Below are 23,697 nucleotides of genomic sequence, written 5' to 3' on the forward strand. Positions count from 1 at the left end.
TTAAGCTAAAACTAAAAGGCCTGAGTCCGATACAATATCGAAATCAGGCCTTGGTTGCCGCTTAGAAATGAGTCCAACTTAATGGGGTCACTTCAGAAAGGCGGTTTTTTTTGATTAAATTATTAATGTACTTATTCACTACTTTGGAGGCATGCGCAGCCCGCCGTCTAAGCGGATTGTCTCACCATTTAGGTAGCTATTGTTCGCCATATGGATAACCAACTTAGCAAATTCTTCTGGTAGCCCAAGGCGCTTAGGAAACTGAACGTTAGCAGAAAGGGCGTCTTGCACTTTTTCTGGCATAGCAAGTAGCATTGGCGTGCCCATTACACCCGGCGCAATGGTGTTAACACGAATACCCAACGGGGCTAAGTCTCGAGCCATTGGAAGGGTTAGGCCGATAATGCCACCTTTACTCGCGGCATAAGCGGTTTGCCCTATTTGACCTTCGTAGCCAGCAACTGAAGCAGTGTTTACGATAAGACCGCGTTCGCCTTCCTCGTTAACTGGCGATTGCTTTGCCATCGTCGCTGCAACTAAGCGAGAAACATTAAAGCTTCCTACTAAGTTAATATCGATAGTTTTCTGGAAGTCACCCAACGGCGCCGGATTGCCTTCTTTGTCAAGCAGTCGCTTAGCTGGTGCGATGCCTGCACAGTTAACCACTAAAGAAATGGCGCCAAACCTTTCGGTTGTCGCGTCTATAGCTGCTTGAACAGAAGTTTCATCGCGTACATCGACTTTGGTGAAAAGTGTGTTGTTTTTGCCTAATTCCTCTACGCGCTGTGCGCCAAGCTCTTCATTCAAGTCGAAAAGGCTGACGTTAGCACCTGCATCTCGAAGTGCGATAGCAGTGGCGTGACCAAGTCCGGAGCAACCGCCAGTAACAATGGCAGTAAGATTATTTAGCGTCATAGATTTCCCTTAAACCCTAGTTTTTCACTATTATTAACGTGATGTTAACGGGAAGTAAGAAGAAAAACTACGGTGCCGACGGGGATCGGCACCTTATATTCAGCTATTTTGGCAACTGAATTTTACAGTCTTCACTTTGACGGTAGATAATTAGCGTGTGGCCGATTACCTGTAGCTTAACTGAGTTTGTTTCACGAACAATGGCATCCATGATTAGCGCTTTTTCTTCGCGATCGTCTGTTGGCACCTTAACTTTAATTAATTCGTGATGGCTAAGGGCGTTGTCAATTTCGGCAACCACACCTTCTGTTAGGCCGTTCCCACCTAGCTGCACAACAGGTTTTAAAGGGTGTGCAAGGCCTTTTAGGAATTGTTTCTGTTTATTTGAAAGTTTCATGAAGTAATATTTCTTACAATTAATCTGTTAGTTTATGCTTGAAATAACGTATTCTAACGCCATCTTCTCTACAATCCTAATGACATTGTATTGGAATGACAAAAAAGAAACACTCCGCCAGCAGTAAACGCTGGCTACAAGAACACGTTAACGACCATTATGTGCAAAAAGCAAATAAGGAAGGTTGGCGCTCGCGAGCTATCTATAAACTGGAAGAAATTCAGAAAAAAGATAAGCTTATTAAACCAGGAATGACACTTGTAGACCTTGGTGCTGCACCGGGAGGCTGGTCACAGCTAGCCGCACAGCTCGTTGGCGACAATGGTCAAGTTATCGCGTGCGATATTTTGCCCATGGACCCAATCGTGGGCGTAGACTTTTTACAAGGTGATTTCAGAGAGGACGCTGTTCTCGACGCACTATTGAACAGAATCGGTGGGAACACCGTAGATATTGTGTTGTCTGATATGGCACCGAACCTTGCAGGTAACGCGTCGGTTGACCAATCTCGCTCTATGTATCTTTGCGAACTAGCGCTTGATATGTGTCACCAAGTGTTAAAGCCTGGTGGTTCGTTTGTCATAAAGGTGTTCCAAGGTGAGGGGTTTGTTGAGTTCATGAACGCACTTAAACAATCTTTCACAACCATAAAGACGCGTAAGCCTGACTCGTCCAGATCACGTTCGCGAGAGGTGTATTTGGTGGCTTGTGGGTATAAAGTGTAGTACGCTTTGAGATAAGCGGTTTTCGTTGCGAGTTGTGTCGTTTATTCAATAAACAACTTGTTGAATATACAAGCAATTCGGGTTTATAGAGGTTAGTAGCATTGAGCGATATGGCAAAAAATTTAATCTTATGGTTAGTCATCGCCGTTGTTTTAATGTCGGTTTTCCAGAGCTTTTCACCGAGTGAATCGTCTCGTTCGCAAACTGACTACACAACGTTTTTGAGAGAAGCAGAACAGGGAAATATTCGAGAAGTTCGCATCAATAATAGTGGCGAAATTCGAGGTACTAAGCGTTCAGGCGAAACTTTCCAAACATTCGTACCTTACTTCGATGACAAGTTAGTATCTGACTTGGTTAAGAACGACGTAAGAGTGTACGGTGAACCACCAGAAGAGCAGTCTCTTCTGACGTCTATTTTCATTTCATGGTTCCCCATGTTACTGCTTATTGGTGTATGGATTTTCTTCATGCGTCAAATGCAGGGTGGCGGCGGCCGTGGCGCGATGTCATTCGGTAAAAGCAAAGCTCGCTTGCTTGGTGAAGACCAAATTAAGACAACATTTGCTGACGTAGCAGGCTGTGACGAAGCGAAAGAAGATGTATCTGAATTGGTAGACTTCCTGCGCGACCCGTCTAAGTTCCAAAAGCTAGGCGGTAAAATTCCGAAGGGCGTACTTATGGTAGGTCCTCCTGGTACAGGTAAAACGTTGCTTGCAAAAGCCATTGCCGGTGAAGCGAAAGTACCATTCTTTACTATCTCTGGTTCTGATTTCGTTGAAATGTTCGTGGGTGTAGGTGCATCTCGTGTGCGTGACATGTTTGAGCAAGCGAAAAAAGCGGCGCCTTGTATCATCTTTATCGATGAAATCGATGCGGTAGGCCGTCAACGTGGTGCTGGTCTAGGTGGTGGTCACGACGAACGTGAGCAAACCCTTAACCAGATGCTTGTTGAAATGGACGGCTTTGAAGGTCATGAAGGTATTATCGTTATTGCGGCAACTAACCGTCCTGACGTACTAGACCCTGCGCTTCTTCGTCCGGGTCGTTTTGACCGTCAAGTAGTGGTTGGTCTTCCTGACATCCGCGGCCGTGAACAAATTCTTAAAGTTCATATTCGCAAAGTGCCAGTGGCTGATAACGTAGAACCGTCAGTTATTGCTCGCGGTACACCAGGTTTCTCAGGTGCTGACCTTGCTAACCTAGTAAACGAAGCTGCATTGTTCGCTGCTCGCGGCAACAAGCGCCTTGTTTCTATGGAAGAGTTTGAGAAAGCGAAAGACAAAATCATGATGGGCTCTGAGCGTAAGTCTATGGTGATGTCTGAGCCTGAAAAAGAAATGACAGCGTATCACGAAGCGGGTCACGCTATCGTAGGTCGCTTAGTGCCAGAGCACGATCCGGTATACAAAGTGTCAATCATTCCACGCGGTCGCGCGCTGGGTGTGACCATGTACTTACCAGAGCAAGACCGAGTGAGCCACTCTAAACAGCACTTAGAAAGTATGATTTCTAGCTTGTTTGGTGGGCGTATTGCTGAAGCCATTATTTATGGTGACGACAAAGTAACCACGGGTGCATCTAATGACATCGAACGCGCAACTGAAATTGCACGTAAGATGGTGACCCAATGGGGCTTGTCGAGCAAAATGGGCCCAATGCTTTACGCTGAAGACGAGGGTGAAGTGTTCCTAGGCAAGTCTATGTCCAAGGCAACAAATATGTCTGATGACACAGCACGTGCCATTGATGCGGAAATTAAGTCACTGATTGACCGCAACTACGAGCGCGCTCAAAAGATCCTTGAAGACAACATCGATATTTTACATTCAATGAAAGACGCACTGATGAAGTACGAAACCATTGATGCTAAGCAAATTGATGATTTGATGAACCGTACTGACGTTCGTCCTCCTGCTGACTGGGATGACAGCAAGCCATCGGGTGGCGACAAGCCAAGTGGTGGTGCACCGGTTCGCGAAGGTGAAATCAAAAATGACGGTGTAGACAAACCGTCGGTAGGTAAGCCGGGCGATATTCCAAGCTAACCTTCTACATCCATTGAAAAACGCCAGTTTAACTGGCGTTTTTTGTTAGAGCTAACTGATTTTAATCTGGGAATTTGACTTACAGTTTATGTCACTGTGTTAGCTGAGTTATTTATTTCGTTACGCTTTACACTGATCTTTGCAAAGAACAATGCAAAAAACATAGCGAAGAACAAACTAAAGAATTCAGCAAGCAACAAGGCAAAGAGCATGCATTTTTAAGTAGGTTTCATTGCTAACACAGCGGGTCAAAATCAGTTTGCTTTATAGCTTCATTTCTCAACATATTTTCTGTCTAAGAAATACGGTAATTTCAAAACAAAGGTAATGCAGGTAATTCATGCAGTTTGGTAAGTACTCCATAGATCTGTCACAGCCTCAGGTAATGGGCATTTTAAATGTTACTCCTGATTCATTTTCTGACGGCGGCAAGCATACAAATGTATCTCAAGCCCTTGACCATGCGCTTCGCATGATTGAAGAAGGGGCAACTTTTATTGATATAGGTGGCGAATCGACAAGGCCAGGCGCGCCCGATGTATCGCTGCAGGAAGAACTTGATCGCACAATACCCGTTATTGAAGCCGTAGCTAAAAATACCGCATGTGTTATTTCTATTGATACCAGCAAGGCTGACGTTATGCGGGAAGCGGTGAAAGCCGGCGCGGGGCTAATTAACGATGTACGCGCGTTACAAGAGCCTGGTGCATTGCAAGTAGCAGCTGAAGCAGAAGTACCTGTTTGTTTAATGCATATGCAGGGGCAACCCAGAACCATGCAGCAAAGCCCTGAGTATGATGATGTAGTGAATGATGTGGGTCAGTTTCTACTCGCGCGTACCAAAGTGTGTGAAGAAGCGGGCATCGCTAAAGACAAGATTTTGTTCGACCCTGGCTACGGTTTCGGAAAGTCACTGGAACACAATTATACGCTGGTGAAACACTTGCCATCGCTTATGAAGCTGGGTTACCCAGTGTTAGTAGGCATGTCTCGCAAGTCGATGATCGGCAATTTGCTAAATAGAAAAGTGGATGAGCGCTTGGCGGGAAGCATAAGCCTCGCTACAATTGTCGCCCAAATGGGCGCACAGATAATTCGCGTTCACGACGTGAAAGAAACAGCTGATGCTGTCAATATCGTGAAAATGCTGAATTCAGTAAAATAAGGAATAATAATGACGCAGCGCAAATATTTCGGCACCGACGGTATCCGCGGAAAAGTAGGCGAGAGCAATATCAACCCAGAGTTTGTAACAAAACTCGGGTGGGCAGCAGGTAAGGTCCTTGCCGGACGAGGGACGAACAAAGTACTTATTGGTAAAGACACGCGTATTTCTGGCTACATGCTAGAGTCGTCTTTAGAGGCGGGTTTATCGGCTGCTGGTATCAATATCGGCTTGCTAGGCCCCATGCCAACGCCAGCCATTGCTTATCTCACCAAAACATTTCGCTCAGAAGCAGGGATAGTGATTAGTGCGTCACATAATCCGTTTTATGACAACGGCATTAAATTTTTCTCAGCGCAAGGCTTTAAGCTTGATGATGATATCGAATTAGCGATTGAAGATATGCTTGAGCGTCCAATGACATGTGTGGCATCTGATAAGCTGGGTAAGGCCACGCGTATAAACGACGCTGCGGGTCGTTATATTGAGTTTTGTAAGGGGACATTCCCTTCAGAATTATCGCTGACAGATCTTAAAATTGTTGTGGACTGCGCACATGGCGCAACGTATCACATTGCCCCCAATGTATTGAGAGAGTTAGGTGCTACGGTTATCGTACTTGGTACAGCGCCTAACGGCTTAAACATTAACGACGGTGTGGGCGCAACCTCAATGGATGCGATTGTTGAAAAGGTTAAGGAGACCGGCGCTGATCTTGGCTTTGCCCTAGACGGCGATGGCGATCGCATTATGATGGTAGACCACCTTGGTAATGTGCTTGATGGTGACCAGATTGTTTACATCATTGCCCGCGACGCGCTTAAGAACGGCAAAATGCAGGGTGGTGTCGTTGGCACGTTGATGAGCAATTTAGGCCTTGAAAATGCGTTGTCAAAGCTTGGTGTTCCTTTCGCAAGAAGTAATGTTGGCGACCGTTATGTGATGGAGCTGCTACAGCAAAAAGGCTGGTCTATTGGCGGTGAAAACTCTGGTCATGTTCTCAATCTTAATATGAGCTCTACGGGTGACGGTATTGTAGCTGGGCTTCAAGTGCTTGCAGCAATGCTTCGTTCGCACATGGACTTACACGACTTAGCAAGTGGGTTTGAAATGTACCCGCAAACGTTAGTTAACGTGAGGTACGCTAACCAAGAAGTGGATTATTTAGCACACAGCAATGTACAAAATGCTAAGAAAGAGGCTGAGTCTGCGTTAGGTAAAACGGGCAGGGTACTTCTACGTAAAAGTGGTACTGAGCCGTTAATTCGTGTGATGGTTGAGTCGAATGACGAAAGCCAATCTCACAAATGGGCAGAGCATATTGCTGAAACTGTTCGTAATCTCGCCAATTAGTTGGCGTAGCAGGAAATTTTGCTTTTTGTGCTTGTATCTTCTCAATTAAATAGTTAATATCACGCCCGCTTTGAAGACAGGGCTAAGGTCTGCGTTGTGAGTAAAAATCTTAGAAAGCCATTCGTGGCTGGCAACTGGAAAATGAACGGAAATTTGGCATTAGTTGCTGAATTTAATCAAAAACTGGCGAATGTAAAAGCTGATTCGGAAATCGTAATTTGCGCTCCTTCACTTCTTTTACACGCATTTGAAACCCATTCGTTTGCCATTGGTGCTCAAAACGTAAGTCATCTTAATAACGGCGCTCACACTGGTGAGTTGTCAGTTGAAATGCTTAAAGAAGCAGGTTGCGGTTACGCAATTGTTGGACATTCAGAAAGACGAGAAGACCAAGGCGAGTCAAGCGAACTTGTTGCATTAAAGGCAAAGCAATGTGTTTCTTCAGGTGTCGTACCCATCATTTGTGTAGGTGAGCCACTTGAAGTGAGAGAAGCAGGTGATGTTGAATCGTTTGTTGGCGAGCAACTAGATGCACTAGTTAGCGCCATGTCGATAGACGAACTCAGCAAAACTGTTATTGCATACGAGCCGATTTGGGCAATTGGTACTGGTAAAACAGCCAGCCCTGAGCAAGCACAAGAAGTACACGAATTTATTCGCGGCTACTTTAATAAAGTAGACGCACAATTGGCTCAAGGCCTTCGTATTTTGTACGGTGGTAGTGTTAAGCCAGACAATGCTGAAACCCTATTTGCACAGAAAGATGTAGATGGCGGTTTAATTGGCGGAGCCAGTTTAAAAGCTGAAGATTTTATTTCAATTTGCCAAGCGGCAAACTGACGAGGTATTTATGATTTACGAAGTGCTATTAGTAGCATACCTAATTGTAGCGCTATTACTTATTGGATTTGTATTGATCCAACAAGGTAAAGGTGCAGATATGGGCGCTTCATTTGGCTCAGGCGGTTCAAACACTGTTTTCGGTTCATCAGGTTCAGGTAACTTCATGACTCGTACGACCGCTATATTAGCAGGCTTGTTCTTCTTAATTAGCCTTTCTTTGGGTGCAATGACTGCAAACCGTGAAAGCGCAGAAGATGAGTGGAACAACCTAGAAGTTCCAGCGGCAGTAGAAGAGCCAGTAGAGCTACCAGCTGATCAAGACGTACCAGTTATTGAAGATGCAGCTCAAAGTGATGTTCCTGTTGTTGAAAGCGATGTAACAGACGTACCAAAGTCTGACGACGCTGAAGGTTCAAACTAACAAAGTTTTCGCGGAAGTGGTGGAATTGGTAGACACGCCATCTTGAGGGGGTGGTGAGCATAGCTCGTGCGGGTTCAAGTCCCGCTTTCCGCACCAAATAAATGTAAAGGCCAGCGCAATGCTGGCCTTTTCTGTTTTTACACCGTGAAATTCTTGTTAAGGTGACCCTGTACGCTCACTTTTAACTCGCCTTGTTAATTGTAACAAAGCGTTAAAATCTAAAATTTACAGGATGTTATGTCTGTTCCTATTTTTATTATTCGGCTATGCTTTTTAATACTTAGTCATACTGTCTGCGACATAAACAAAACAATTTTTACGAGGCACTATAGTGCAAAAAACACTTAGTCAGAGTTTGTTCCAAACCCTATTCATAGGGATTGTGATAGCATCACTTCTGATAATTGGAGCAGTGTGGCGCTCAGCCAATACTCTCGTTGTTCAAAACATTGACCACAATATTGTTTTAGCAGAGAAAGTATTCGATAAAGTGGTCGCGGATCGTCAAGCTGTCATACGCAACGTTTCAAAAGTACTGTCTCGCTCATTTGATTTCAGGCGTGCGGTTGGCACAGAGAATATACCTTCTATTGAAGCGGCGTTTACCAGTTACGCGCAGAGGCTAAACACCGATATCATCGCTCTGGTAAGTCTAGACCATCAAGTAGTTGTAACGCGTACAGACCTATTCGAAGTCGGTCAAAATGTGGAAAGTAGCCTTGCATTGGTTGCTAAAGGGAAAGACAGCGGTTTCTTTGTAGTAGATAACAAATTAGTACAGTTAAATCTAATTCGCGTAGAAATACCTACGCTTAGATATTACATGCTAATAGGCGTTGAGTTTGATAGCGGATTATTAGAAGAGTTAAAAGCGCTCGTAGACGCTGAAATTATTATCTCAAGAACTGATACCAATGACGTTCTTACGACTACCTTAAAAGAAAATAATGCGCAACGGATCCTCGCGTCAGAACACGACCCCTCGTGGATAGATGTAACCTTTAAAGACGAGCTTACTTACTTTGCCCGTGAGGTGAATATCGCCTCTGATGGCAATTTGCCGGTTAAGATAACTCTAGCTGTAGATACAACGTCTTCATTTAGTGCTTTCACACGTATTCAATTGACGATTCTGGCATTTTGCTTAGTCGCAATATTCATTGCTCTGGGTCTTTCTCTGCTGCTTGCCAGAAACGTGAGTCGACCAGTGTCTACCTTGGTAAAAGCAGTGAATAAGGTCGCGTCAGGAAGCTATGGCGCGACCCTTGACGCACCGTCGAACCTCAAAGAGATTACCGAACTTGCCAACGCAGTCGACAGCATGCAAGCAAGTATTAAAAGCCGTGAAAATCATATTCGTTATCAAGCAGAACACGACGTGCTTACCGGGCTTTTCAATCGGAACTATGTTGAAGGCTTCTTCGAGTCACAACTGCAAGAAGAAAGAGAGTTACAGGTTGTTGCTATTACCGTAATCGGATTTCGAACCATTAACGACCTCTACGGTTACTCTAACGGCGATAATACACTGAAAGCATTGGCCGAGAGGCTTCAGCGTTGGCCTGGTACATCCGCAAGATTAGCTGGCGGTGAGATTTTATATATTACGCAAGATTCACTTAATGATGACCAGCTCGAAACGCTCAAGCACATATTAGAGCAACCAGTGGAAAGTAACCTGATTGCAATTCCAGTAAAAGTCGCCATGGCGGTTATCCAGTGCCCGCAAGATGCAACAACATCAGAAGAATTATTCAGAAAAATGAATATTGTTACTGATGAAGCGATACACAGCGACAGCTGGTGCGTTCGCTATAGGACAGAACTAGAAGATAAATACAATCGAAGACTATCAATTACCACTGAACTAAAACGTGCACTGGCTAGCCAGCAAAACGAACTGTCCATGGTTTACCAGCCAAAAATAGATCTGCAGACAATGAAAGTATGCAGCATGGAAGCGCTTATTCGCTGGAATAATAGTGTTCTGGGCTTTGTTCCACCTGATGAGTTTATTACCATTGCTGAGCAAGCAGGTTTAATTGAGCAAGTTACGACTTGGGTAATGAAGCAAACCATTTCAGACTTAGCTTATTTTAGAGGTATGGGGTATGGGTTCACCGTTGCGATGAACTTATCTACTCAGGATATTCAAAATAAGGTACTTCTAGGGAAGCTAGTGTCGCTTCTAACCCAGGAAGGCTTGTCACCTGAGGCTCTGGAACTTGAAATAACAGAAAGCGATTTAGTTGCAGATGCGTCGCTTGCTATAGAGAACCTTAATGAACTAACGGCGCGGGGCTTTCATTTCGCCATCGACGACTTTGGTACAGGCTATTCGTCGTTAGCCTATTTAAAGAACTTGCCCGTAAAAACGATTAAAATTGATAAGAGTTTTATTCTGTCGCTCGCGAGTGATGAAAACGACCAGCAAATTGTTCATACCGTGCTGAGTTTGGCGAATGTGTTTAATTTAAAGGTTGTGGCTGAAGGTGTTGAAGACGTAGCGTCGCTTGAAATCTTAAAGGACTGGGGCTGTGATATCGTTCAAGGTTATTACATTAGTCGTCCACTTAGCCGTTCAGACCTTGAAGACTGGCTTCAAAATACGCCTTTCGGTGAATAGCTATTTCTTCAAATTAAATTTATTGTTTTACAGTAATCATTATGCCTTTGTCGCAGTATTTGGCGACATGGCATCGTAAATGCAAAACTAATAATGAAGCGTGTAAAACGCTCTGCGGGCCTGATTTCTTCGCCAAAGTGTGAGTATTTTGCCCACTGAGTTGTGAAATTACTTCAAAAACAAGGAATTTATTATGGACATCATTCGTATACTTTTATCGATTTTACTTCCACCGCTGGGCGTATTTTTACAAGTGGGTATCGGTGCTCACTTTTGGATTAATATCCTTTTAACTATTCTTGGCTATTTCCCAGGTGTTATTCACGCTGTTTACATCATCGCTAAAAAGTAGGTGGTGAAAAACGCTGTATTGGCGGCCATGCAATAAATCGCATAGTCGTAGCGAGTACAGCAACCAAATATGAAATAAACAAAAGCCAGCTTTAATAGCTGGCTTTTTACGTTATGACGTATGTCGAATAGGACGATTTCGGCAACGTGATATATCCCATGTTAGGCGGTGAGCTTTTCGTCGTCTAACTCTTGCTTCATCTCTTTTTGATATTCATCTGCAAGTTTTGTTTTTTGGCGGTCATTAAGCACATTGCCTGCAACTTGGAAGAATTCCTGTTCTTCGTCGGCAAGGTGATGTTCTACCTTTTCCTGAAGTGTTTTCAAATGACGCAACCAAGCTGGTGAACTCATATCCGTATCATCGAGCTTTGCGAGTAGCTCATCAATTTCGTGATGCTCTGCAATGCCGTGACGTGTTAAATCTACAGTGGCATCTTTCTCCAGAAGATGAGAATAGAAATGGCGCTCTTCAGCGATGGCATGACTTTCAAGCTGTGTCTTAAGCTCTTGATAATATTCACGGCGCGCAGCAGTGTTTCCGCTTGTTTCAGCTAGAATTTTAAGCAGTAAACGTTGCTTTTCATGGTCTTGACGCAAAGCTTCAAAAATTTTCATGGGTAGTTCCTTATAAATACCTAAAAAATGAATCACACCTGTGGTAATGCTATTTTTATTCCATGAATGAGATATTTGTTACGCGCTGATTTTTAAAAGAAATTTCAAATGAAGTGACACAGAGTCATTTAATTGCGGAAGGGGACAACGCAAATTTTACAAGTCAGTTTCCGATAAATTCACGGCAGTAAGTCCGTGAATTTACCGAAAGAGAGAGATGGGATATGCGCTACACGCCTTGTGCGACCATGGCGTCAGCGAGTCTACGAAATGCTGCTACATTGGCGCCTTTCATATAATCAACGTAGCTGCTTCCAGCGTCGCCTTCAGATTTACCCTCATCAACACAACGCTGATGAATGCTTTCCATAATTGAATAGAGCTGTTCATCGAGTGCGCTTGCGTTACGTTGATTGAACATGGCGTTCTGGCTCATTTCTAAGCCTGATAGCGCAACGCCGCCAGCGTTAGATGCTTTGCCTGGTACGTATGCAATTTGGGCGTCTAAAAACAAAGCCTGCGCTTCGTTTGTACACGGCATATTCGCACCTTCTAGTACCATTTGACAGCCGTTATCTAGCAGTGATTTTGCATCTTCTTCAAGTAGTTCGTTTTGCGTAGCGCAAGGCAGTGCTATGTCGCATTTTAAATGCCAAGGCTTTTTATCAGCTATCCACTTGCCCATGTTTTCATCTGCCATGTCAGCAAGGATATTGTTGCGGTTTGCATGGTTGTCGATTGCCCATTTAAGCGCGGTATCAGTTAACCCATTCTCATTATGTAAAAGCCCTCGGCTATTAGACAGCGAAATAACTTTTCCGCCTTTCTCTACCGCTTTAAGTGCAGCATGCAACGCTACGTTTCCGGCTCCAGACACTGCAATGGTTTTGCCTTCAATTGGAGTACCTTGATGTCGACATACCGCTTCTAAAAAGTAAATTAAGCCAAAGCCTGTAGCTTCAGTACGTATATAGCTACCACCAAATTCTAAGCCTTTACCTGTTAATACGCCTTCGAACTTATTGTTTAGTCTGCGATACTCGCCATAAAGGTATCCTATTTCTCTTGCGCCGACGTTTATGTCACCTGCAGGTACATCGGTATTTGCACCAATATGTCGCTGTAATTCACGCATGAAGGCTTGGCAAAACAACATAATGTCGCGATCAGTACGCCCTTTGGGGTTAAAGTCTGACCCGCCTTTACCTCCGCCCATGGGTAACCCGGTCAGGGCATTTTTGAAACACTGTTCGAAAGCAAGAAACTTAAGCACCGATAAGTTGACGGTAGGATGAAAGCGCAAACCACCTTTGTAAGGACCCATGGCTGAGTTGTGCTGTACACGCCAACCTTGATTGACTTCAATATTGCCATCACTGTTCATCCACGACACGGTAAAATAAATAATGCGTTCAGGCATGCAAATGCGTCTTATAATATCGAACGCTTTGTAGTCTTTGTTTGCATTGTAAATAGGAACAATATCTTCTAATACTTCGTGTACCGCCTGTAGATATTCCGTTTCGTTAGCAAACTTCTCATTAAGAAAGGTATAGATTTCTTCAAAGTTACTTTTCTGAGTCATGTACTGCTTAATCCTTTTCTTCAAAATTGGTGAGAACGGTAAGGCTTCGAGGGCATGTTTTTATCTCAAGCTTTTCGCCCTCGTAGATCTCGCCGTCGACAGCATACGCCGTGGGCTTATCAAATGTTAACGTTATGCTTGATGCGCGTTCGTGCCGTATTGATTCAGATTGCTTCTTTGCTTCAGCTGGACTTAGCACTAGCTCTGCTAACGATGCGAATTGTTTATCAGAGCTGGGCTGAGGTAATAGCCAGGTCAAATCAAGCTTTCCATCGGTGATGTCGGGCGGCTCTGCGCCCTGAGCAAGTGCTGTGGTCATTGGGGCTGCGTTTGCAATAACAAAGCTCGGCGTTTCTAAGGTTTCAGCTGGCTGGTTGTCTTTTGCTACTTCAAACGTCATGTTTTCATTATTTGAAATCGCGTTCCATAGCCCTTTTAGGTAGGCAAACTGGCCGCCTACATTCTTTTCTTCGCGATCAGCGGCCGAAATCATTTTTTCCTCGAAGCCAACTGCTGCTACCAAAAGCATAACGTGGTCGTTACAGGTTGCGGTATCTATGGCTAGGGTGTTGCCCTCTATAATGATGTCGCATGCTGTACTAATAGGCATGACTTTACTAATGTAGCCATGCAACACTTGGCTCAGTGCGTTTGCTGTACCAAAGGGGATAATCCCCATGGTAACGTCGGTGTTGACCAAAGCCGAAGCGACTTCAGTTAACGTTCCATCGCCTCCGCATGCGACAATAATGTGGGCGCCGTCTTGTTTTGCTTTTTCTGCTAGTGCCTTACCATCTACTTCAGGTGTGGTTTCTTTCACGGTCACTTTGAATTTTTCATTTAATCGAGAAAGAACGTCATCTCGGTATTGCTCCCATTTACCGCCACCAGCAACTGGATTAACGATAAGGGTTAGATTCTTTTGTAGTGAAAGTAGGCCACCATCTCTAATCTGCTGCAGCGATGCTAATTGACGTTTGTTGAGCCTTGCTGTTTGGCGTATCTGGTTAATTTCACGTAATGCATCATCTACACTCAACGAAGGGTTTTTGGCCAGTAAATAGGCTGCAACCACCAGAACAGAGCGGCCTCGTCCAAGCGCACAATGCACAACAACATTTTTCTTTTCAGAAATTTGTTGATTCAACCAATTTATTGCTAAAACAAGTTGTTCAGGAGTGGGGCTGGTATGGTCGAGTACCGGTACGTTTAAATAGCGGTAATCTTCTTGATATGCCGTCCAATCCAGTCCATCAAATTCAGCGGTTACGTCAAGAATGGCATCAATGTTGTTTTCGTTTAAAAGGCTAACGTGTTTTCCCGACATGCGGCACGCAAGGAATAAGTGCGGCTCAATTTTTTGTAGGGGAGGGACTTTATCCGTTCTGCGTGCGTATTCATTGTAAAGCCAAGAGCCCAGTAAAAAAGGTACAAAAATCCAGCGTATGTAGAATGGTATCGAGCCATCCTCACGTTTGCGAAACAGGCTTGGATAGTTGAGCAAATAGGCGCTGCTTACGGCAATAAGGGAAAATGCAATCCAACCAAATACCACTTTTAACAATATCACTGGCACGGTCAGCGTTAGTGCTAACGCCACTAATGCACCAAGTACGTAATACTTCACCATTTTCACGATTAACACATCCTTTGTAATTGGAAAGAGCAAACAGTCTATGCATCTATACTTACACTGGAGTGTTTTCGTTTACTTTTGTCGCAATAGGGTTGAACTATCACGTACCGGTAAACGTATGCTTTGGTATTGAAAATATGAGCGTTTCAAATGAAGAATAGTGCAGTACTAAAGGTTGCGAACTTTGTATGGTTCCAAGGAATTTGGTGGCTGGTCATCTTGTTCCAGAATAAAGCAGTAATTCCAGTGTTAGGGTTAATCCTTCTATGGATAGCCATTTCGCCCAAGCGAGTGGCAGATATAAAGCTAATGGGCACGGTATTTTTACTGGGCACGGTGGTTGATGCACTTTTAACCCTAAGCGGGCTCTTTATTTTTAACGAGACTGAAACGCTGGTCAGCTTCTGGCCAATTCCAATTTGGCTAAGTCTTCTATGGGCAGCCTTTGCAGGTACGGTCTATCACAGTTTAACCGCCTTTAATGGTCGAATGGCCGTTGCGGCGGTTGCTGGAGCTATCTTCGCGCCGCTCAGTTATATCGCCGGCGCCAAATTCGGCGCGGTTGAATTGGGCGCAAGCGTAGTGCTTTCTTATATTTTTATCGCTCTAGTGTGGAGTGTAATCTTCCCGCTGTGTTTTTATTTATCCAATCGTTTTGAGGCAAAACAAGCCCAAGCGTAAATGCAAGGAGTGTATTGGCAATGACGAAAAACGTATTAGTTACAGGTGGAAACAGAGGTATAGGTCTAGAAATAGTAAAAGGAATGCTGTCTAAAGGCTATAAAGTGCTAATGGGGTGTCGAGACGAAGAGGCCGGCCTTGAAGCCAAGAAAGATATTGTGGGAGGGGATTTGCATATTATTGAGATGCCTCTTGATAACGAAACAGCCATCGTCGATGCGTTTGTTCGAGCTGAGGCCGTGTATGGCCCTGTTGATATCCTCATAAACAATGCAGGTATCTTAGACGACACGCCATGGAAAGATGTAAATTCTGAGACGTTGGCTAAATCGATGCAAATTAATGTGAACGCCCCGCTTACACTTATCCAGCAAACGTTACCGCAAATGATTGAGCGAGGTTTCGGACGTATTATCAATGTAAGCTCTAGTTACGGTAGCTTCGCCGAGGGGCTGAAAGGACCAATGTGCTATGCGATAACAAAGGCTGCTATTAATGCGCTTACGGTTAAGATGGCAGCGGTAGTTGATGAAGCTGCTGACGGAAAGTCTCTTGATGTAACCGTTAATAGCATGACCCCGGGTTGGGTGCATACCAGAATGGGGGGGAGTGATGCGCCCAAAACGCCCGAGGAGGGAGCAGATACGGCTATTTGGTTAGCAACTATGGAAGAGGGCGGCCCCCATGGCCAATTCTTAAAAGATAGAGAGCCTATAGAGTGGTAGCCTTAATTAACTAGCCTAATTCATATAGTTTGAAGGCTACCATTTTCACGATGCTTTTTAATCAGCATCTTCTAAAGTGAGAATCGCTCTCGTAGAAAGCGGGCGATTCCATCTTCATCGTGATGCCCAATGACGGAAGTGGCGGCGTCTTTGATATAAGGTTTAGCGTTAGAAGGTGCATAAGCCTCGTCTGCTAGCTTAAACATACTTAAATCATTATCACTGTCGCCAAACACAATAACGTTGCTTGCATTCAACTGTTGGCGCAAAAGCTCTACCGCACTGCCTTTGTTCGCAAGATTGTGGTGTACATCCATCCAACGGTACTCATTCCCTTCGATAGCTGGCCCAGAGTACGCTATCAGTCCTTCGTGCATGTTAAGCTGCTTATACATGTCATAGACTAGTGGTGCATCTCCGATCATACTGATGTTTGTTATATGTGCATTAGCAGGTAGCGACTCAATAGACGCTAGTCGCGCTTTGGTGCGCGAAAAATACTTTTCAATTAAATCGTGTTCCACCTGATGCTTAGGCGACGAATGGTAAATCACGTGCTCGTGATCTGGGCTATCCATATTCACTGTGTTAATGAAAGGCGTGATATTATTATTTACGGCGTGCTCGATAATAAGATTTACTTCACTGGGCGCGAGCAAATTTTCTAGTGTTAGCGCGTTTCCGGCAGGATCCCAAATTGCCACCCCATTATTATAAATGTGAGGGAGTACAAAAGACTGACCTTGTAGCACAAATTGCGCTGAATGCATGGTACGACCCGTTGCTACGGTGAATGCAATGTCTCTCTCACCAAGCAAGCCCAATGTCTCTTTAGTAAACGAGGAGATTTCAGAAGACTTATTTAACAAAGTGCCATCTAAATCAAAAAATATTAAATCCATACAATTGGTGCCTAATCTCTCTTTCAGAATAACGCCGACCAAACGACGAAGGGCAATAAACGTGGAGTTCGTTATATTGCCCTTCGAAAATATTGGAACAGCTAGATTGATAACTCCGCTATGATTACTGTATCACATTCTGCTTTGAAGCAGCGTTCCATATTATGTCGCTAGTCTTGCTACCGAATAGATTCGACCACTTTGTCGGTGTGCTGCTTCAGTAATTGCGAGACTTTAGAAGCAGACTGTGACTTTTTAAGGTTAATTACCAGCGCAACTTTACCATATCTAACCGCGTGTCTTACGGTCTGTATAACCTCATTTCTGTCTGGACGTAAACCGATTAAACCCGCTATGAATAACCCAATGAATATGCCTGGGCTAATTAGTGCTATGTAGGTAAACAAAGGATTTTGTTGAGTAAGCGCTGGGCCAAACTGCGTTAACAAAAATGCCGCCACTAAACCTACAATCAGACCGATTGAACCAAGCAACAGGTGGGACGACCACATGCTTTTGCCAATGGATGCGCTGTTACGTTCAAGTTTTTCACTCATTTTAGGGTCGCCAGCTTCGATAATTTCTACTTGAGATACCTCAACAGATGTTTGGTCTTGAACTATCTCAAGTACTTCCTGCACTTTAAGTTTTGACGGAAATACAGCCGCGACTTGCAAATCACCGGTTGATACAACATGGGCTCTCAAATTCTCATGTTCATTACTGTTTTCGCTTTTTGACTCTACGTTTTTCGAACTTTGAACATTCATCTTTAAATCCTCGACTTCTTACTTGGACTCTCTAAATCAATCCACTTAACTTGCACTTCAAAGGGTATTGCTGTTCGGCTTCACCTAAGTGCATAAGTAACTCGACAACTATTGTTCATACTTATTCAAGTTGCATTCCGACGAAGAAAACTAGTGGTTTATACTTTAGTAGAAAAAAGAGAAGGTGCGTTTTTATGTTATTGTTTTTAATTGTTATTTTAGGAGTGTTAAATATGATTTAGTAAGCTTTAAGGCGAAATAAAGAAGGATTTCGAAGCGATATGCTGAGTTTTAGCAAGCGTCACTGCCGGACCAAACAACCGGTACTGTGATAATTTTACACATAGCGTGAAAATTCGTTATGGCCTTTAAAATCACTGTCCCGCCGTGGAAGCGTCGGCTTGCGGCAAGGTTAATTGCGTGTAGTGATCATTTCTGTACGTTCTTCTGTAGATTCTATTTATAAATTGAGATTTGGTACCGTTGTTTGCAATCTGACTAAGAAAGCACAGCGAGCATCTGCGGCCGTAGCAGCACCTTAACAGTCGGTCTTCTTAGCTGGTAAGGACAGGAGTATCTATAAATGAAACGGATTAAGGGCTATTGCAACGTCTACTCTGATGATAGCCATCTATCAATAAGGCGCATCGCTTGCGGTGATAAACGGTTTTACTATCGCTATGCAAGTGGAAAAAAAGTCACAGGAGAGCGCGTGCTAAAGCGTATCAAAAAGCTTGTCATTCCTCCAAATTGGCGCGACACCTTTATAAGCCGTGACAGTAAAGCCAGCGTTCAAGCCGTCGGCTATGACGAAAAAGGACGTAAACAATATATCTATCACAGCAAATGGCACGAGCAGCAGCAAGTAGAAAAATTTGAGCGTTTGGTTGCCTTTGGTAATGCACTTCCTGAGTTCCGTGAGCACTGTCTTTCATTAATTTCACAGCCAACATGGACGCAAGAAAGAGCTTGCGCGCTGGTGTGCCTGTTGCTCGATTACACAGGTGCTAGAGTTGGCAACGCTCAATATAGCAAGGAAAATAACACATATGGGTTAACTACATTGCGGCGCAAGCATGTACAAGCGCAGTGTGACGATAGTGTTGAACTTGCTTACATTGGTAAGCACGGCAAACCAAGAACACTAAAAGTAAACGACCCTGAGCTTGCTTCATTAGTTTGTGACTGTGCGCAACAACAAGGTTACTGTTTATTTCGTTATCAAGATGAGAATAAACAATGGCACGACGTAACGAGCGAAGACGTTAATGCGTTCATCCACAACGAACTAAGTGAACAGTTCAGTTGTAAAGACTTTCGAACGTGGGCATCAAGTCGATTTGCACTAACAAACCTGCCCAGTGTGTATGAACAGATAGCAAACTCCAGAACCAAGAAATGGGAAAGTACGTTAAGTAAGTGTGTTGCAGCAGAACTTGGCAATACTCCCACCGTTTGCAGGAAATATTATATTCATCCGAAACTATTTACTGTGAAAAATGACGAAAAGGCGTGTGAGAAGCTAATTAATCGGGTTCGCTCGCTACATAGTGAAGATTGTACGCAACTTACCCATTTACTGCCTGTAGAAAAGCTTCTTTTGGATGTTATTTCGTCTGAGTGCGCGTAACAAAGTATTTTTAATGAAAATGTTTTAGCTGATAGTAAAGTTGCTGTTTTTTGCGACTTTTCAGCTAAAGTTAAATTGTTTCATAAATGACTTAGTGTTTTTAAGTTGATGAATAATAATGGTAATTTTGGATTTTATTAGCGTAATATGCTGTGAAACATGGTTGGTGCTAATTTAAACATAAGTGCCTGTTAAACGATGTTGTTTAAAATTTGCACTTGAAATTTTCTGTCAGATCCTTATATTGTTAGAGCTCTAATGATTATTGTTCGATTTAATTATTTGCTTTTGAATTTGAATTAGCAAAGGTTAAATGGCGTTTTCATTTACGAGTTTTCGAAGAGCAATAGAGGAAATAACGAACGTTATGCCAATGGAAAGTTACCTATCACTAGCGGTGTATTTTATAGCGATGTTAGGGATAGGGTTGTTTGCTTACCGACAATCTACCAGTGATATTTCTGGTTATATTTTGGGAGGGCGACAAGTTAGCCCTCAAGTAACCGCACTGTCTGCGGGTGCGTCTGACATGTCTGGTTGGATGCTAATGGGCTTACCAGGTGCAATGTATTTAACCGGTTTCGATGCGGTTTATATTGCTATAGGGTTGGTTGCAGGTGCGTTAGTCAATTATTTACTAGTAGCGCCGAAACTTCGCGTTTATACCGAAGTTGCCAACGACTCGCTGACTGTGCCTGAGTTTTTTGCGAAGCGTTTTAATACGCCTAACTCAAGCTTACGCATTGTTTCAGCGGTGATTATTGTACTGTTTTTCACGCTATACACCTCTGCCGGGTTAGTTGCAGGTGGTAAGTTGTTTGAAAGCGCGTTTTCGGTCGATTATCAGTTAGGCCTATTTATTACGCTGGGTGTAGTGGTGTCTTATACACTACTTGGTGGTTTCTTGGCAGTAAGTCTTACGGACTTTGTGCAAGGGTGCATTATGTTCGTGGCGCTTGTACTGGTTCCAATCGTCGCGTTTACCGAGTTCGATAGCGTGTCGCAAATGACAAGCGCCGCTTATCAATCTGTACCCAGTTTTTCTGAATCGTTAGAAACGCTAACGATTGTTGGGTTGTTATCGAGTTTAGGTTGGGGCTTAGGTTACTTTGGACAGCCGCACATTATTGTTCGCTTTATGGCAATTCGTTCTGTTAATGCCATTGGCACAGCGCGAAATATTGGTATGTCGTGGATGTTAGTGACCATCATTGGTGCACTGGCAACAGGATTCGTAGGCATTGCTTATGCCAATCAGTTTGGTCTTGCTGTCGACGACCCTGAGACGATATTTATTATTTTCTCACAATTGCTGTTCCACCCACTTATCAGTGGATTTCTAATGGCCGCTATTTTAGCCGCTATTATGAGTACAATTTCGTCGCAACTGCTGGTTAGCGCAAGTTCGTTAACCGAAGACATTTACCGCGTAATGGTAAATAAAAAGTCTTCAACCAAGGCGCTGACTGAAAAGCAAACGGTAACAATTGGCCGATATGGTGTAGCAGGTGTAGCCGTGGTTGCATTGTTATTAGCCATGGATGCGTCGAACACAATTTTATCTTTAGTAAGTAATGCTTGGGCAGGTTTTGGTGCAGCATTTGGTCCGTTAGTACTGTTTTGTCTGTATAAAAAGGACCTAACAGCGAAAGCGGCAATGGCGGGCATGATTAGCGGTGCGGTAACCGTACTGTTCTGGATTTACGCGCCCGTTTTAGCTGACGGTAAAACGTTAAGCAGCGTTATTTATGAAATTATTCCAGGGTTTGCGGTAAGTACGTTAACGCTTTATGTGGTAAGTCGCTTTAGCGAAAACCCATCGTCAAACGTACAAGCAACATTCGCGCAAGCCAGTGAAGAATTAGCAAATCAACAATCTTAAGGTTAAAAAGTTTATTATGAGTCATCCAAATTGGAAACGCGTAGTCATCAAAGTGGGTAGTGCATTGATATCGCCCAACCAACAAGGTTGTAGCAGTCATTACCTTTTGAGCATTGCGCAATTTATCGTGCGATGCAGAGCCAACGGTACACAAGTTGTACTCGTGTCTTCTGGTTCTGTCGCAGCAGGCGCGCACCTGTTTCCAGAGCAAGAAAAGTCAGATATTGCAGTTAAAAAAGCAATGGCAGCAGCGGGTCAAACCGAAATGATTGCCACGTGGGACAGACTGTTTGATTTTTCGTCTGCTCAGATGCTTTTAACGCATGCTGATTTGCGAGACAGAGAGCGTTACGTAAGTATCCGTGAAACGATATTCAGTTTATTGGATAACAATATCCTGCCTATCGTTAACGAAAACGACACCGTTACCACCGACAAATTGAAAGTGGGTGATAACGATAATTTATCGGCCATGGTGGCGTCGGCAGCTGAAGCAGATGCACTTATCATCTGTTCAGACATTGATGGGTTGTACGATAAAAACCCGCATGAACACGACGACGCACAATTGCTTAAATCAGTTAATACCATTGATCAAAGCATTTATGACATGGCTGGCGGTGCGGTAAAAGGCGGTGTAGGCACCGGTGGTATGCGCACTAAAATTGAAGCGGCCGAAAAAGCCGTTTCGCATGGTATAGATACATATATTATTAACGGCTTTACTGAACTGTCGTTTAATATGCTGCTAGCAGGTGAAAACCCAGGCACGCATTTCAAACCTCACGCCAAGCCAATGCAAGAGAATGTGCATTGGATGCGCCATACGTCAAACGCGCAGGGTGAGGTGATAGTAGAAGGGGACTTTGACGCCTCTTTAGCTGGCGACGCAGAGCAACTGACAAGTAGCGAAATTATTGACGTGAAAGGTGAGTTCTCGGTAGGCGACACCATTCTAGTACGTAAAGAAGACGGTACTAAACTGGTAAAAGCCAAGTCGAATTACAGTAGCTGTTTATTGAATTTCATTGCGAATCAGGAAAACGAAGAATTCGCCCATGAGTTTGAGGAAAAGACTGGGCCAATTATTTCTGATCAGCACATAGCAAATCTGGAGAAAGAATGAGCATTATTACAGAGTTAGCACAACAGGCAAAAAAAGCTGCACGTACACTGGCTATTTTAAGTGAAAGCCAGAAAAACGCGGTGTTAACTGATATGGCCGCGGCAATTCGTGCAAACAAAAGTAAAATTATTGAAGTAAACGAAAAGGAAGTCGCGCGCGCCAAAGAGAATAACTTAGACGCAGCGATGGTTGACCGCTTAATCCTAAACGATGAGCGTATTGAAGCCATGGCTGAAGGCATCGAAGTTATTGTTGAACTTGATGATCCTGTGGGTAAAGAGCGCGTTATCGGTACACGTCCAAACGGTATTGAGATTAAGAAAATGCGTATACCGCTTGGTGTTGTGTGCATGATATATGAAGCACGACCTAATGTTACTGCCGACGCAGGCGCGCTGTGCTTTAAATCGGGTAACGCAGTGATATTACGTGGTGGTAAAGAAGCACTAGATACGAGTTTAGCCATTGCTGAGCTTATGCAAGACGTGCTGGAGAAGCACAATTTACCAAAAGCGCTGGTAACGGTAGTTCCGAACCCAGATCGTGCATTAATGCAAGAGCTAATGGAGCAGCGTGATTACATTGACGTAATTATTCCACGTGGTGGTGAAGGTCTAATCAACTACGTGACTGACAACGCTAAAGTGCCGGTAATTCAGCACTTTAAAGGTGTGTGTCACCTTTACGTAGACAAAGATGCCAATTTAGATAAAGCCATGGCGCTACTTCTAAATGGTAAAACTCAGCGTACTGGCGTGTGTAATGCCTTAGAAGGCTTAGTTGTACACCAAGCTGTTGCGGGTGATTTTCTGCCAAAAGTAGCCGACGCATTCAAAGAAAAGGGTGTTAAGGTTCACGTAAACGAAAAAGGCAGCCAATACTTTGATGGTGCTGACGTTATTTCTGAAGACGCGTACGGTGAAGAGTATCTTGGCCTTGAAATCGCTATCCGTGTAGTTGACGATTTCGAAGCAGCGGTTGACCACATTGCGCAATTTGGTAGTAACCACACTGAAGTAATTTGTACGGAAGATGCTGAAAAAGGCAAGTTATTCCAACGCGCAGTTGATGCAAGTGTAGTAATGGTTAATGCCTCTTCACGTTTTTCTGATGGTAGCCAGCTTGGCTTAGGTGCAGAAATTGGTATTGCAACCACTAAACTACATGCTTATGGCCCAATGGGCTTGGAGTCATTGACTTCAGAGAAATATTTAGTGAATGGCGAAGGCCAAATTCGCGACTAATAAATAGATGTTTTAACTGGTCGGCATTGTGCCACGAGTTTACATGCTTCATAA

General features: G+C 43.8%; 22 protein-coding genes and 1 tRNA gene. 16 read left to right on the top strand and 7 right to left on the bottom strand.

All coding sequences use genetic code 11. The annotated features are described in order from the left end of the window. The coding region (locus BZA03_RS20725; RefSeq protein ID WP_375342585.1) for an IS3 family transposase at positions 1–65 on the top strand (65 nt) is incomplete at its 5' end. A 73-nt stretch (positions 66–138) separates the two neighbouring features. Here BZA03_RS20725 and BZA03_RS19760 read toward each other — a convergent pair. Further along, entirely contained in the window at positions 139–915 is a 777-nt protein-coding gene (locus BZA03_RS19760) for a 3-hydroxyacyl-CoA dehydrogenase (RefSeq protein WP_039229436.1), read from the bottom strand. 103 nt (positions 916–1,018) lie between these two features. Further along, on the bottom strand, positions 1,019–1,312 hold the full coding sequence (yhbY, locus tag BZA03_RS19765) for a ribosome assembly RNA-binding protein YhbY (protein ID WP_014949363.1): 294 nt from the start codon (positions 1,310–1,312) through the stop codon (positions 1,019–1,021). A gap of 95 nt (positions 1,313–1,407) precedes the next feature. Here yhbY and rlmE point away from each other — a divergent pair, with 95 nt between their 5' ends. The 9 genes from rlmE (at position 1,408) to BZA03_RS19810 (ending at position 10,845) form a co-directional block, all read left to right on the top strand. Further along, positions 1,408–2,037, top strand: a complete 630-nt coding sequence (gene rlmE / locus BZA03_RS19770) for a 23S rRNA (uridine(2552)-2'-O)-methyltransferase RlmE (RefSeq protein WP_014949364.1) — start codon at positions 1,408–1,410, stop codon at positions 2,035–2,037. Positions 2,038–2,138: 101 nt separating this feature from the next. Then, entirely contained in the window at positions 2,139–4,085 is a 1,947-nt protein-coding gene (ftsH, locus tag BZA03_RS19775; RefSeq protein WP_014949365.1) for an ATP-dependent zinc metalloprotease FtsH, read from the top strand. 340 nt (positions 4,086–4,425) lie between these two features. Continuing rightward, the gene (folP, locus tag BZA03_RS19780; RefSeq protein WP_110289658.1) at positions 4,426–5,250 is read left to right on the top strand and encodes a dihydropteroate synthase; all 825 of its coding nucleotides are present in this window, start codon (positions 4,426–4,428) and stop codon (positions 5,248–5,250) included. 9 nt (positions 5,251–5,259) lie between these two features. Next, positions 5,260–6,603: a phosphoglucosamine mutase gene (gene glmM / locus BZA03_RS19785; protein WP_110289659.1), complete on the top strand. Its 1,344-nt coding sequence runs from the start codon at positions 5,260–5,262 to the stop codon at positions 6,601–6,603. Between the two features lie 96 nt (positions 6,604–6,699). Next, entirely contained in the window at positions 6,700–7,443 is a 744-nt protein-coding gene (gene tpiA / locus BZA03_RS19790) for a triose-phosphate isomerase (protein WP_039232718.1), read from the top strand. Positions 7,444–7,453: 10 nt separating this feature from the next. Further along, entirely contained in the window at positions 7,454–7,867 is a 414-nt protein-coding gene (gene secG / locus BZA03_RS19795; protein ID WP_039232721.1) for a preprotein translocase subunit SecG, read from the top strand. A 10-nt stretch (positions 7,868–7,877) separates the two neighbouring features. Next, a tRNA-Leu gene (locus BZA03_RS19800) sits at positions 7,878–7,963 on the top strand. Between the two features lie 235 nt (positions 7,964–8,198). Then, positions 8,199–10,493, top strand: coding sequence for a GGDEF domain-containing protein (locus tag BZA03_RS19805; RefSeq protein ID WP_110289660.1), 2,295 nt, complete (start codon positions 8,199–8,201; stop codon positions 10,491–10,493). A 193-nt stretch (positions 10,494–10,686) separates the two neighbouring features. Further along, a complete protein-coding gene (locus tag BZA03_RS19810; RefSeq protein ID WP_014949371.1) occupies positions 10,687–10,845 on the top strand; it encodes a YqaE/Pmp3 family membrane protein in 159 nt (52 codons plus the stop codon). Positions 10,846–11,006: 161 nt separating this feature from the next. Here BZA03_RS19810 and BZA03_RS19815 read toward each other — a convergent pair whose 3' ends face one another. The 3 genes from BZA03_RS19815 to BZA03_RS19825 form a co-directional block, all read right to left on the bottom strand. Beyond that, on the bottom strand, positions 11,007–11,462 hold the full coding sequence (locus BZA03_RS19815) for a hemerythrin domain-containing protein (RefSeq protein WP_014949372.1): 456 nt from the start codon (positions 11,460–11,462) through the stop codon (positions 11,007–11,009). A gap of 229 nt (positions 11,463–11,691) precedes the next feature. Then, positions 11,692–13,047, bottom strand: a complete 1,356-nt coding sequence (gene gdhA / locus BZA03_RS19820; RefSeq protein WP_110289661.1) for an NADP-specific glutamate dehydrogenase — start codon at positions 13,045–13,047, stop codon at positions 11,692–11,694. Between the two features lie 7 nt (positions 13,048–13,054). Beyond that, positions 13,055–14,683: a diacylglycerol kinase family protein gene (locus tag BZA03_RS19825; protein WP_110289662.1), complete on the bottom strand. Its 1,629-nt coding sequence runs from the start codon at positions 14,681–14,683 to the stop codon at positions 13,055–13,057. A 150-nt stretch (positions 14,684–14,833) separates the two neighbouring features. On the opposite strand from BZA03_RS19825, the gene BZA03_RS19830 reads away from it, so the two are divergent. Both BZA03_RS19830 and BZA03_RS19835 read left to right on the top strand, forming a co-directional pair. Beyond that, positions 14,834–15,364 carry a DUF2878 domain-containing protein gene (locus tag BZA03_RS19830; RefSeq protein WP_061485814.1) on the top strand — a complete coding sequence of 177 codons (531 nt, stop codon included), beginning with the start codon at positions 14,834–14,836 and terminating at the stop codon, positions 15,362–15,364. A 20-nt stretch (positions 15,365–15,384) separates the two neighbouring features. Next, entirely contained in the window at positions 15,385–16,089 is a 705-nt protein-coding gene (locus BZA03_RS19835; RefSeq protein ID WP_014976474.1) for an SDR family NAD(P)-dependent oxidoreductase, read from the top strand. Between the two features lie 71 nt (positions 16,090–16,160). Here the strand turns inward: BZA03_RS19835 and BZA03_RS19840 are convergent, their stop codons facing one another. Continuing rightward, positions 16,161–16,991 (bottom strand): HAD family hydrolase, encoded by an 831-nt coding sequence (locus BZA03_RS19840; protein ID WP_110289663.1) that lies wholly within the window; start codon positions 16,989–16,991, stop codon positions 16,161–16,163. 179 nt (positions 16,992–17,170) lie between these two features. Next, positions 17,171–17,761, bottom strand: coding sequence for a hypothetical protein (locus BZA03_RS19845; RefSeq protein ID WP_039229403.1), 591 nt, complete (start codon positions 17,759–17,761; stop codon positions 17,171–17,173). Positions 17,762–18,344: 583 nt separating this feature from the next. On the opposite strand from BZA03_RS19845, the gene BZA03_RS19850 reads away from it, so the two are divergent. The 4 genes from BZA03_RS19850 (at position 18,345) to BZA03_RS19865 (ending at position 23,643) form a co-directional block, all read left to right on the top strand. After that, entirely contained in the window at positions 18,345–19,391 is a 1,047-nt protein-coding gene (locus BZA03_RS19850) for a DNA topoisomerase IB (protein ID WP_110289664.1), read from the top strand. Between the two features lie 367 nt (positions 19,392–19,758). Continuing rightward, positions 19,759–21,273 (top strand): sodium/proline symporter PutP, encoded by a 1,515-nt coding sequence (putP, locus tag BZA03_RS19855; RefSeq protein ID WP_110289669.1) that lies wholly within the window; start codon positions 19,759–19,761, stop codon positions 21,271–21,273. A gap of 16 nt (positions 21,274–21,289) precedes the next feature. Beyond that, positions 21,290–22,399 (top strand): glutamate 5-kinase, encoded by a 1,110-nt coding sequence (proB, locus tag BZA03_RS19860; protein WP_110289665.1) that lies wholly within the window; start codon positions 21,290–21,292, stop codon positions 22,397–22,399. Next, entirely contained in the window at positions 22,396–23,643 is a 1,248-nt protein-coding gene (locus tag BZA03_RS19865) for a glutamate-5-semialdehyde dehydrogenase (RefSeq protein ID WP_039229394.1), read from the top strand. The genes proB and BZA03_RS19865 overlap by 4 nt, the downstream gene beginning before the upstream one ends. The last annotated feature ends 54 nt before the right edge of the window (positions 23,644–23,697 follow it).

This window comes from Alteromonas sp. I10 (assembly GCF_003201515.1).
Classification (GTDB): Bacteria; Pseudomonadota; Gammaproteobacteria; order Enterobacterales; family Alteromonadaceae; genus Alteromonas; species Alteromonas macleodii.

Coding starts and splice junctions, on each gene's coding strand:
- proB (WP_110289665.1), top strand. CDS start 21,290: ATGAGTCATCCAAATTGGAAACGCGTAGTCATCAAAGTGGGTAGTGCA.
- BZA03_RS19815 (WP_014949372.1), bottom strand. CDS start 11,462: ATGAAAATTTTTGAAGCTTTGCGTCAAGACCATGAAAAGCAACGTTTA.
- secG (WP_039232721.1), top strand. CDS start 7,454: ATGATTTACGAAGTGCTATTAGTAGCATACCTAATTGTAGCGCTATTA.
- BZA03_RS19840 (WP_110289663.1), bottom strand. CDS start 16,991: ATGGATTTAATATTTTTTGATTTAGATGGCACTTTGTTAAATAAGTCT.
- BZA03_RS19830 (WP_061485814.1), top strand. CDS start 14,834: ATGAAGAATAGTGCAGTACTAAAGGTTGCGAACTTTGTATGGTTCCAA.
- putP (WP_110289669.1), top strand. CDS start 19,759: ATGCCAATGGAAAGTTACCTATCACTAGCGGTGTATTTTATAGCGATG.
- BZA03_RS19760 (WP_039229436.1), bottom strand. CDS start 915: ATGACGCTAAATAATCTTACTGCCATTGTTACTGGCGGTTGCTCCGGA.
- rlmE (WP_014949364.1), top strand. CDS start 1,408: ATGACAAAAAAGAAACACTCCGCCAGCAGTAAACGCTGGCTACAAGAA.
- BZA03_RS19865 (WP_039229394.1), top strand. CDS start 22,396: ATGAGCATTATTACAGAGTTAGCACAACAGGCAAAAAAAGCTGCACGT.
- yhbY (WP_014949363.1), bottom strand. CDS start 1,312: ATGAAACTTTCAAATAAACAGAAACAATTCCTAAAAGGCCTTGCACAC.
- gdhA (WP_110289661.1), bottom strand. CDS start 13,047: ATGACTCAGAAAAGTAACTTTGAAGAAATCTATACCTTTCTTAATGAG.
- glmM (WP_110289659.1), top strand. CDS start 5,260: ATGACGCAGCGCAAATATTTCGGCACCGACGGTATCCGCGGAAAAGTA.
- BZA03_RS19810 (WP_014949371.1), top strand. CDS start 10,687: ATGGACATCATTCGTATACTTTTATCGATTTTACTTCCACCGCTGGGC.
- folP (WP_110289658.1), top strand. CDS start 4,426: ATGCAGTTTGGTAAGTACTCCATAGATCTGTCACAGCCTCAGGTAATG.
- BZA03_RS19845 (WP_039229403.1), bottom strand. CDS start 17,761: ATGAATGTTCAAAGTTCGAAAAACGTAGAGTCAAAAAGCGAAAACAGT.
- BZA03_RS19850 (WP_110289664.1), top strand. CDS start 18,345: ATGAAACGGATTAAGGGCTATTGCAACGTCTACTCTGATGATAGCCAT.
- BZA03_RS19835 (WP_014976474.1), top strand. CDS start 15,385: ATGACGAAAAACGTATTAGTTACAGGTGGAAACAGAGGTATAGGTCTA.